This is a genomic window from Flavobacterium aquicola, assembly GCF_003385115.1.
Classification (GTDB): domain Bacteria; phylum Bacteroidota; class Bacteroidia; order Flavobacteriales; family Flavobacteriaceae; genus Flavobacterium; species Flavobacterium aquicola.
Genome location: NZ_QUNI01000002.1, coordinates 580,874 through 592,103 on the forward strand (window position 1 = coordinate 580,874; position 11,230 = coordinate 592,103).

The window sequence follows — 11,230 nt, forward strand, 5'->3', positions numbered from 1 at the left end:
TTTGTTTAAATTTACGCAGATATATTAAAATAGAAATAAAAACAGATCATGAGTTTCATAAACAGTATTATTAAAATCTTTGTTGGGGATAAATCCGAGAAAGACGTAAAAGCTTTACAGCCGTATTTAAATAAAATAAAGACTTTTGAAAGCACTTTACAAGCTTTGTCACATGACGAATTAAGAGCAAGAACCGTTTTTTTTAAAGAAAAAATAAAACAGGCTCGTGCTGAAAAAGATTCTAAAATCGCTTCTCTTAAATTAGAAGTAGAAAGCATTGAGGATATTGACAAACGCGAAGATATCTATATTGCTATTGATGCTCTTGAAAAAGAAGCTTATGATATCTCTGAGAAAACTTTATTGGAAATTCTTCCAGAAGCTTTTTCAGTAGTTAAAGAAACTGCAAGACGTTTCAAAGACAACGAACAAATCGTTGTATCTGCTACTCCAAAAGACAGAGAACTTTCTGCTGTAAAAAATTACATCACTCTTGATGGAGACAATGCAATTTGGGCCAACAAATGGAATGCTGCCGGAAAAGACATTACTTGGGACATGATTCACTATGATGTTCAATTAATTGGCGGAATGGTTTTGCACGAAGGTAAAGTTGCCGAAATGCAGACAGGGGAAGGTAAAACATTGGTGGCTACTTTGCCATTATACTTGAACGCCTTGACTGGAAACGGTGTACATTTAGTAACTGTGAATGATTACTTAGCAAAACGTGACAGCACATGGAAAGCACCTTTATTCGAATTTCACGGCTTAACTGTAGATTGCATTGACAATCACCAGCCAAGTACTGAAGGAAGAAGAAATGCATACAATGCTGATATTACTTACGGAACCAACAATGAATTTGGTTTTGATTACCTAAGAGATAATATGTCTCACTCTCCTGAAGATTTAGTTCAAAGAAAACACAATTATGCTATTGTCGATGAGGTCGATTCTGTATTAATTGATGATGCCCGTACACCGCTTATCATTTCTGGTCCAGTTCCTCAAGGTGACCGTCATGAATTCAACGAACTGAAACCAAAGATTGAAAATCTGGTTGCTTTACAGCGTCAATTGGCAAATGGTTTTCTTGCCGAAGCAAAAAAATTAATCAAGGAAGGAAACACTAAAGATGGTGGTTTCTTATTATTGAGAGCTTACAGAAGTTTGCCTAAAAACAAAGCCTTAATTAAATTTTTGAGTGAAGAAGGAATAAAACAATTACTTCAAAAAACCGAAAATCAATACATGCAGGATAACAACCGGGAAATGCCAAAAGTGGACGAAGCGTTGTATTTTGTAATTGAAGAAAAAAACAACCAAGTTAGTTTATCTGATAATGGTGTAAAATATCTTTCTAGTGATACAGATGCTGACTTTTTTGTACTTCCAGACATTGGAACCGAAATTGCCTCTATCGAAAAGAAAAAACTGGACAAAGACGCCGAAGCAGAAGAAAAGGAAAGATTATTCCAAGATTTTGGTGTAAAAAGCGAGCGTATTCATACCTTGACTCAGCTTTTGAAAGCCTACACTCTTTTTGAAAAAGACGTAGAATATGTGATCATGGACAACAAAATCATGATTGTTGATGAGCAGACTGGACGTATTATGGATGGCCGTCGTTACTCAGACGGATTACACCAAGCGATTGAAGCTAAAGAAAATGTAAAAATTGAAGCTGCTACACAAACATTTGCAACTGTTACATTACAGAACTATTTCAGAATGTACAGCAAATTGGCCGGTATGACTGGAACAGCCGTAACAGAAGCAGGTGAGCTTTGGGAAATTTATAAATTAGATGTTGTTGAAATTCCAACAAACCGTGGAATTTCGCGTATAGACAAAGAAGATTTCATCTACAAAACGACTCGTGAAAAATTCAATGCCGTTATTGAAGATGTAACTGAATTATCAAAAGCAGGAAGACCAGTACTTATTGGTACAACTTCTGTAGAGATTTCAGAATTATTAAGCCGTATGCTTAAAATGAGAGGTGTTACACACAACGTATTAAATGCAAAAATGCACAAGCAAGAGGCTCAAATCGTTGAGGAAGCTGGAAAAGCAGGTGTAGTTACTATTGCAACCAATATGGCGGGTCGTGGTACCGATATTAAACTTACTCCAGAAGTAAAAGCAGCTGGTGGTTTAGCAATCGTAGGTACGGAGCGTCACGATTCACGTCGTGTTGACCGTCAGTTACGTGGTCGTGCCGGTCGTCAAGGAGATCCAGGAAGTTCACAATTTTATGTTTCTCTTGAAGATAACTTGATGCGTTTATTTGGTTCTGAAAGAGTAGCCAAAGTAATGGATAGAATGGGATTACAGGAAGGTGAAGTAATTCAGCATTCGATGATGACTAAATCTATCGAACGTGCTCAGAAAAAAGTAGAAGAAAACAACTTTGGTACTCGTAAGCGTTTATTAGAATATGATGACGTTATGAATGCACAACGTGAAGTAGTTTACAAACGTCGTCGTCACGCCTTGTTTGGCGAGCGTTTGAAACTAGATATCGCGAATATGCTTTATGATACTTGCGAATTAATCGTAGACGAAAATAAAGCTAAAAACAGTTTCAAAGATTTTGAATTTGAAATCATTCGTTATTTCTCATTCACTTCGCCAGTTTCACAAGAGGATTTCTCTAAACTAACTGAAATTGAAATCACTGGTAAACTGTATAAAGCAGCACTTGAATTTTATACTCAAAAAACAGACAGAAGCGCTAGAGAAGCTTTCCCAATTATTAAGAATGTTTACGAAGACAGAAACAATCAATTTGAGCGTATTGTAGTTCCGTTTACCGATGGAATTAAAATGTTCAACGTAGTAACTGATTTAAAGAAAGCATACGAAACAGAAGGAAATCAATTGGTTGCTGATTTTGAAAAGAATATCACTTTATCAATCGTTGACGAAGCTTGGAAAAAACATTTACGTAAAATGGATGAATTGAAACAATCTGTTCAATTAGCCGTTCACGAACAAAAAGATCCATTGCTTATTTACAAATTGGAAGCGTTCAACTTGTTCCGAGGTATGCTCGATAATGTAAACAAAGAAGTAATTTCATTTTTATTCAAAGGTGATTTACCAGCTCAAAATGCTCCTGTAATTGAAGAAGCAAGAATCGAGCGTCAGGTCGAAGATTACCAATTAAGCAAAGACGAAATTCCAAACAGTGAAAGTGCTAATCGTGAAGCTGGGGAAACACAGCAAAGACAAGTTACTGAAACTATCGTACGTGATCAGCCAAAAATAAACCGTAACGATACGGTAACAATTCAAAATGTTGCTAACGGACAGACACAGGAAATGAAATACAAGAAAGCTGAAAGTTTAATCGCCAGCGGTGCTTGGGTTTTAGTTTCTTAATACAACTTAAATTCGATTTGAATCCCCAATTACGAAAGTAGTTGGGGATTTTTTATTAAAAGACAAAATTATCTTAAAAATATATCCTACTTTTGCACTCAAATTTAAGATAGTCTGAAACAATTTTTCGTCATATTACTTTCTTCAATACTGTTGCTTCCTTCTTTTGGAAACATAATTATTTATGCCAAATTCAAAATCAACCAAGACGAGATTGCTAAAACTATTTGTATTCAAAGAAAAGTAGCAAACAATACATGTAATGGAAATTGTGAACTTAAAAAAAGTTTAAAACAATTTGCTGACAGCGAAAAAGAAATGCAAAACAACCTGAAAGAAAAAGCAGAGCTGATTTACATTCAAAACACCTTAGAAACTGCCGTAACTTTTACAACAAATTCCTCTTTTATTTCTCAAAAGAATTATTCTCATTTTGGTGGAAAACCAATTGCGGTTGTTTTATCCAATTTTCGCCCTCCCTCCTTTTTTATATAAATCCTAATTACACTTTTCAAATTATTTGAAAACTCTTTCATTGGCCTTAAGCCAATGAAACAATTGTCATTATTCTATATTTATATAAATTAAAATGAAAAAAATATTGTTTTCCCTTTTAGTAATGGGGCAAATTACTATTGCACAAAACAAAACCGAAAAAGATTCTACAAAAACTGAAACACTTGAAAATGTTTTTGTTACCGCAAACCGTTCAGCAACCTTACGAAAAGAAACACCTTCTGCAGTAAGCAAACTAACTGTCAGAAACATTAACGAAACCAAAGCCGTGGCAGCTTATGAAATCGTAAATAAAACACCAGGAGTACTAATGGTAAATCTCGGTAATGAACAACACTCGATGTCCATTCGCCAACCAATGACGACAAATGCTTATTATTTATATCTAGAAGACGGATTACCTATTCGCCCCATGGGAATTTTTAATCACAATGCTTTATTAGAAATTAACCAATTCAATCTTCAAAATATTGAAGTTGTCAAAGGACCTGTATCCTCTTTATATGGCCCTGAAGCTGTAGGCGGAACCATCAATTTAATTTCACTTAAACCTTCAATAAATCCAGAATTTAAATTTGGAATCCAAGCAGACCAATGGGGCTATAAAAGAATCCAGGCTACTGGTGGGGCAATAATTGGCAAAGTTGGTTTTCATATTGCAGGAATTTCCAGTTTACAGGAAAATGGCTGGATGACCTATTCTGATTATAAAAAAGATAATCTTAACATCAGGGTTGATTATAATATCAGTGATAAAACCCGATTAATCAGCAATACGATGTGGGGAAAATACTATTCAGATATGAGCGGCAGTGTAAATGAAGAAGCTTTTTATAACAGAACCTATAAAAGTACCACTGATTTTACCTATAGAAAATCGGATGCTTTGAGAACACGATTAACTTTAGAACATGATTGGAATGACAACGCTAGCAGTTACATTACAGTCTACCATAGAGATAACAAGTTAGGACAAAATCCATCTTACGGAATCAGATGGAGCCCAACAGTAAACCCAACAACCGCAAAAGGCGAGGTCAACTCTAACAACTTCAAAAGCTACGGAGCCATTGGACAGCATACCCAAAAATTTGATTTTTTAAACACCAAAATTGTTGGCGGTGCTTTATACGATTATTCACCTGTTGATTATTGGGCCTATTTACTGGAAATGAAAGCTTATCTAAATCCGGGAACACCTGGAAAACAAACTGTGGATCATTATGAAATTACTGCTGAACGTCCTGATGTAAAATTATCTGATTATACTGCGGACATTTTCAACAAAGCAGTTTATGCACAAATGAGCTTCAACCCAATCGAAAAATTAATTGTAACTGCCGGAGCTCGTTATGATAATTTGAAAGTCGACTACAACAATGCATTAGACAATTCAACAGGAACAAAAATATACGACAAACCTACTTTCAAAGCAGGCGCAAATTACAACCCTGTAGAATTTACTGGAGTTTATGTAAACTATGCACAAGGATTTGCTCCTCCAGCAATCACTTCCATTTTTAGAGCCAAACCTGCAACTGGAGGAACAACAGGAAAACCAGCGGAATTCTATTATAATTTAGAGCCAGCAACTTTCAACAATTACGAAATTGGAGGCTGGGTAGCATTATTGAAAGGAAAATTAAACTTTGATTATGCTGTTTATTATATGGAAGGTAAAAATGAATTATTAAGTATACGTTTGCCCGATAATTCAACAGACTATCGTTCTGCCGGAGAAACAAGACACAAAGGAGTGGAATTTGGAGGAAACTACAAACTGTTATCCAATCAATTGAATATTCGTTTTGGAGGAACCGTAGCAGAACATACTTATATTGATTTTAAAATTTCGGACAGTCCAGCAGATGCTTTGCAAAACGTGAACGGAAAAGAAATGCCACAAGCCCCAAGATGGTCTGGAAACTCTGAAATCAGCTATTACCCAAATTGGTTTCCAAAATTCAGAACTTCATTTGAATGGCAGTCGGTTGGAAATTACTACCAAGACCAAATCAATACTGTAAAATATGCAGGATACGATATTTTTAATTTTAGAGCTGGATATGAATGGAAAGGAATCGAAATTTATGGAAACATAATAAATATCACAGATAAATTGTATGCTTATAATGTTTCAAGAGCCAATACCACAAGTTCACAGCCTACTTACACTGCTGCTGCACCAAGAACATTTTTAATAGGTTTACAATATAATTTTTCATTAAAAAAATAAGAATTAGGAGCTAATCCCGCTATCCGTTACAATCTTTTATGCCGAACCCCGGCACAAAAGGATTTCCACTGCTATCGGGGCTAAAAATAAAAAACGATGAACAATACACCAAAAGAAGGAAAACATTCAAAAAAGAAAGATTCCAAATTCGTTAAAAAAATCAAGCAAAAAATCTATGCCTGGCATCGTACTATTGGAATCATCACAATAATTCCAGTTATTTTCTGGACATTGTCTGGATTAATGCATCCGTTTATGGCGCATTTTTTCAAACCAACAATTGCTAACGAACGTATTGAATCAAAACCAATTGATAAAACACAGTTAACGCTTTCCATCCAAGAAGTTTTAGACAAAAACAATATAACCGAATTTAAAAATTTCAGAATTGTTTCGTTTGATAACTCCACATTTTATCAGGTAAAAACAGTAAAAGGCGAACTGGAATATTTCGATGCAACAAACGCAAAAAAACTAGAAAATGGAGATCAAAAATACGCTCATTGGCTTTCTCGTTATTTTCTGGACGATCAAAAAAGTCCGATTGAAAAAACAGATTTAGTAACCGAATTCACCTCGCAATACAAATACATCAACCGTTATTTACCCGTTTACAAAACCACTTTTAACCGCCCAGATGGAATGGAAGTGTACGTAGAAACTGCTTCGAGCAAATTGGCAACGTACAACCCAAAATCAAGACAAGCCTTTATTTGGTTTTTCGATACTTTTCATAATTGGTCTTTTGTAGATGCTATTAGCAACAATAGTGTTCGTATCCTTTTTATGATTTTGTTCCTTTCGATTATCTTCTTTTCTGCTTTAAGTGGTATTGTGATATATGGCTTGTTTTGGAAACAATTCAAAAAAACTGGTAATCTGAATCCTAAAAAAGGATTGCGCAGATACCACCGACAAATTGGAATTTGGGTTTCTCTATTTACTTTGACGTTTGCTTTTAGCGGAGCTTATCACGCAACTACAAAATGGAATCCTTATACGCTAGACAAAATGGTTTATGAACCAGTTTTCGAAACGAAAGATCTTTCAACATCAAGTAACAAAATTCATTTGGATTGGAATCGATTAGAAAACTTAAGCATTATCGCTTTAAACGACAGCATTTATTATAGAGCTCAATTAGCAGAACCTAAAAGTAAATATGCCAGTCCGAAAACAGATTCTAAATCCAAATGGGATAAAAAAGAAAATCCAAAAAGCGAGATTCTTTATATCAACTCTGTAACCAACAAGGTAATACCAAACCTCGATTTAGAATACGCCAAATTCCTTGCGTTGTATTTTAATGACCCTAATACCGGTAAACCTGCTTGTTGTGAAATGGACAGCGATATCGAAAGCAAACCAAACCTTGAAAAAGCAGTATTATTAGAAACCAAATCAATCACCGAATTTGAAAGCCGAGAATATGGCTTCGCTAATAAACGTTTACCTGTAATAAAATTAGCTTACAACACGCCCGAAAAAACTACCTACTTTATTGAAACGGCTACTTCAAGACTGGCTGCCGTTATCGAAAAATCAGATGTTACTGAGGGATATTCATTTGCCATATTTCACAAATTTTTATTTATGGATTGGGCTGGCAAAAACGTTCGTGATTTAACTATGGTCATTGTTGCATTAATTATTTTAGTAATTAGCGTATTGGGTTTATTGCTGTTTTTCAAGAAAAACTAATAACAAATCAGCGATTAATTAGCATTTAATATTAGTTTTTGAGCTTTTAAAATTGAATTTAGATTCAAAAATTTGGTATCTTTACTATAATTATTTTATAAAACAATCAAAATATAGTAGTTATGTCAAAAGGTCAAGACGCAAAGAAAACAGTCAAAAAAGAGCCTGTTAAAACTGCAAAAGAAAAAAAAGAAGCTAAGAGAGAAAAGAAAAACAACCCAAAAAGGGATTAATTGCTGATATTAACAAAGCCCTCGTTTAAAAATAAACGAGGGCTTTGTTATTTTAATTATTCCTTAGTTTTTCACAGGAATATTTTTCAGAATTTCCAATACAAATTTCCAATATTTTTGAGCAGAGGAAATACTTGCTCTTTCATCTGGTGAATGTGCGCCATGAATTGTTGGTCCAAAAGAAATCATATCCATATCAGGGTAATTTATTCCTAGAATTCCACATTCTAAACCAGCGTGACAAGCTGCTACATTTGGTTTTTCCCCATTTTGTTTTTCATAAATAGAAACCAAAACATCTAATATCTCAGATTTTGGATTTGGCGACCAGCCTGGATAAGAGCCTGAAAATTCTACTTCGCATCCCATTAATTCAAAAGCAGATCGCAAAGCATTAGCTAAATCAAATTTGGACGATTCCACTGAAGAGCGTGTCAAACATTTCACCGAGAATTTCCCTCCTCCCACTTCTACTTTCGCAATATTATTCGAAGTTTCAACCAAATCATCAAAATCAGCACTCATTCTATAAACCCCATTATGAGCAGTGTACATAGCACGAACAAAATAAAATTGAGCAATCGGAGGCATTACAGTTGCAGGAACTGCATCTAATTTTTCGAAAACCACTTCTAAGTTTGGTTCAGTAGTTTGAAACTCAGCTTTGATTTCGTTCACAATCTGTTGCATATCGAAAACAAAAGCTTCATCATAAACCGCAGCAATAATCACTTTGGCAGTACTCTCGCGCGGAATCGCATTGCGAAGGCTTCCACCATTGATTTCGGCAATCTGCAGTCCAAAATTATCAAAACCGTCAAATAACAAACGATTCATAATTTTATTAGCATTCCCCAAACCTTTATGAATATCCATTCCTGAATGTCCACCGTTCAATCCTTTTACTTTAATTGTATACCCAACAGAACCTTCAGGAGTTTCCTCTTCATCATACTCAGCAGTGGCAGTAACATCAATTCCTCCGGCACATCCAATACCTATTTCATCATCTTCTTCGGTGTCCAGATTTAATAAAATATCTCCTTTCAAAATTCCTCCCTGCAAATTCAAAGCTCCCGTCATTCCGGTTTCTTCGTCAATCGTAAACAAAGCTTCAATTGCGGGATGCGGAATATCTTTACTCTCCAAAATCGCCATTATTGTTGCAACGCCAAGACCGTTATCGGCACCAAGAGTAGTTCCTCGTGCGCGAACCCAATCACCATCAATATACATATCGATTCCTTGAGTATCAAAATCAAAAACCGTGTCAGCATTTTTTTGATGTACCATATCCAAATGCCCTTGCAAAACCAATGCTTTTCTGTTTTCCATCCCAGCCGTTGCAGGCTTGCGGATAATTACATTTCGGATTTCATCTTCAAAAGTTTCCAGCCCTAAACTATTCCCAAAATCTTTCATAAACTCAATTACACGCTCTTCCTTTTTAGAAGGACGAGGTACTGTATTCAAATCGGCAAATTTGTTCCAAAGTACTTTCGGTTCTAGATTTCTTATCTCCTGACTCATTTATTTTTTGTTTGAAGTTTAACATTTATAAGCTTCAAAGTTACAAAGTTTAAATTCTTTTCGGCAGTAATTAATAAAGGAAATTTACTTTAAAATTAGTTCGGGCGTTCCCTAAAGGTCGGGCTATCCGTTCCCGCTTTTTTCATTAATTGCCACGGGTTTAAACCCGTGGCAATTAATGAAAAAAGCGGGAACGGATAGCCCTAGCGCAAGAAACCCAATAAACGACAGCATTTAGTTTCAAAAATTCAAAACCAAATTAAACCTAACAATTTCATTACAGACTTAAATTCCAAACATTTTTATTCATTTTAAACAATAATATTATATTTACATATTCAAAATCGAACTTGTGCAACGCAAATACATTCTTCCGCTTTTCTTCCTTATTCAAATCATATTCTTAAAAATCATTCGGTTTTTTCCAGAAACCGTAGAGCATTTTTACAGCAACGGAATTTATGTTTTCATTTCTAAATTTTCAAGAATTGTTTTGGGAATAATTCCGTTCTCCGTGGGCGACTGTATTTATTTTATTCTGATTTTATTTGCTTTAAAATGGTTTTGGACAAAAAGAAAATCCTGGAAGCAGGAATGGAAAAACAATCTCTTAACAATTTTGAGTGTTCTTTCAATATTTTATTTTTTCTTTCACATTCTTTGGGCATTGAATTATTACCGTGAACCACTGTTTGAAAAAATGAATATCGAAAGAGATTACACCGATGCTGATTTATTGGTTTTCACTAAAAAACTAATTGCCAAAACAAATGCTATTCAAAGTCAGATTACAAAAAATGATAGTTTGAAAGTAGTTTTCCCGTATTCTCAAAATCAAGATTTTGAAATGAATCAAAATGGATATAAAAATATTTCCAAGGAATATGTTTTTTTCACTTACTCACATTTGAGTATCAAGAAATCTCTTTTTAGTTTGCCATTGACTTATATGGGGTTTGGCGGTTATCTGAATCCGTTTACGAATGAAGCACAGGTCAATTATTTGGGACCAATGTACAGTTTCCCGATGACTGCCAATCACGAAATGGCGCATCAAATGGGATATGCCAGCGAGAGTGAATGTAATTTTATAGGTTTTATGTCTTCGATAAAAAATGATAATCCTTATGTTCAATATTCGGGTTATAGTATTGCTTTGCGATATTGTTTAGGAAATTGGCAGGTGCGGAATGAAAAAATATTGGATCAGTTACTTAAAACCGTTAATCCCGGTATTTTGAAAAATTATAAAGAGAGCCACGATTTTTGGAAACAATATGAAACCCCAATTGAAACTGGTTTTCACGTTTTTTATGATCGCTTTTTGAAAATCAATCAGCAAAAAGACGGTATGGACAGCTACAGCAAGTTTGTGAACTTGATGGTGAATTATTATAAGGAAAGGGAATTTTGATTTTGGAAATGTTGTTTTAAAAAACTAAATTCCTAAAATAGCCCCGATTGAAGTGAAAATCCTCCCGATTTTTCTTCAGGAGATTGTAACGGAAAGCGGGAGAAATATTGTTATGACTAAACCACTCTGCACTGAAAGTGCAGAGGTTTGTTTTACGAGGGACTGAAAGTCCCTCATTTTTTCATTCGAGAATGAAATTTGAATTATCAT

The 11,230-nt window shown here is 34.8% G+C and carries 6 protein-coding genes; 5 read left to right on the top strand and 1 reads right to left on the bottom strand.

Annotation, left to right across the window (positions count from 1 at the left end; all coding sequences use genetic code 11):
* Positions 1-48 precede the first annotated feature (48 nt).
* From secA to C8P67_RS05050, 4 genes are all read left to right on the top strand, one after another.
* A complete protein-coding gene (gene secA, locus C8P67_RS05035) occupies positions 49-3,390 on the top strand; it encodes a preprotein translocase subunit SecA (protein WP_115811000.1) in 3,342 nt (1,113 codons plus the stop codon).
* A gap of 153 nt (positions 3,391-3,543) precedes the next feature.
* Positions 3,544-3,885, top strand: coding sequence for a hypothetical protein (locus C8P67_RS05040; protein ID WP_245980374.1), 342 nt, complete (start codon positions 3,544-3,546; stop codon positions 3,883-3,885).
* A 94-nt stretch (positions 3,886-3,979) separates the two neighbouring features.
* Positions 3,980-6,142 (top strand): TonB-dependent receptor, encoded by a 2,163-nt coding sequence (locus C8P67_RS05045; protein ID WP_115811004.1) that lies wholly within the window; start codon positions 3,980-3,982, stop codon positions 6,140-6,142.
* 96 nt (positions 6,143-6,238) lie between these two features.
* The gene (locus C8P67_RS05050; protein ID WP_115811006.1) at positions 6,239-7,843 is read left to right on the top strand and encodes a PepSY-associated TM helix domain-containing protein; all 1,605 of its coding nucleotides are present in this window, start codon (positions 6,239-6,241) and stop codon (positions 7,841-7,843) included.
* A gap of 296 nt (positions 7,844-8,139) precedes the next feature.
* Here the strand turns inward: C8P67_RS05050 and C8P67_RS05060 are convergent, their stop codons facing one another.
* Positions 8,140-9,606, bottom strand: coding sequence for an aminoacyl-histidine dipeptidase (locus tag C8P67_RS05060; protein WP_115811010.1), 1,467 nt, complete (start codon positions 9,604-9,606; stop codon positions 8,140-8,142).
* Positions 9,607-9,958: 352 nt separating this feature from the next.
* On the opposite strand from C8P67_RS05060, the gene C8P67_RS05065 reads away from it, so the two are divergent.
* Complete coding sequence (locus tag C8P67_RS05065) at positions 9,959-11,020, top strand: DUF3810 domain-containing protein (protein WP_115811012.1); 1,062 nt, start codon at positions 9,959-9,961, stop codon at positions 11,018-11,020.
* The last annotated feature ends 210 nt before the right edge of the window (positions 11,021-11,230 follow it).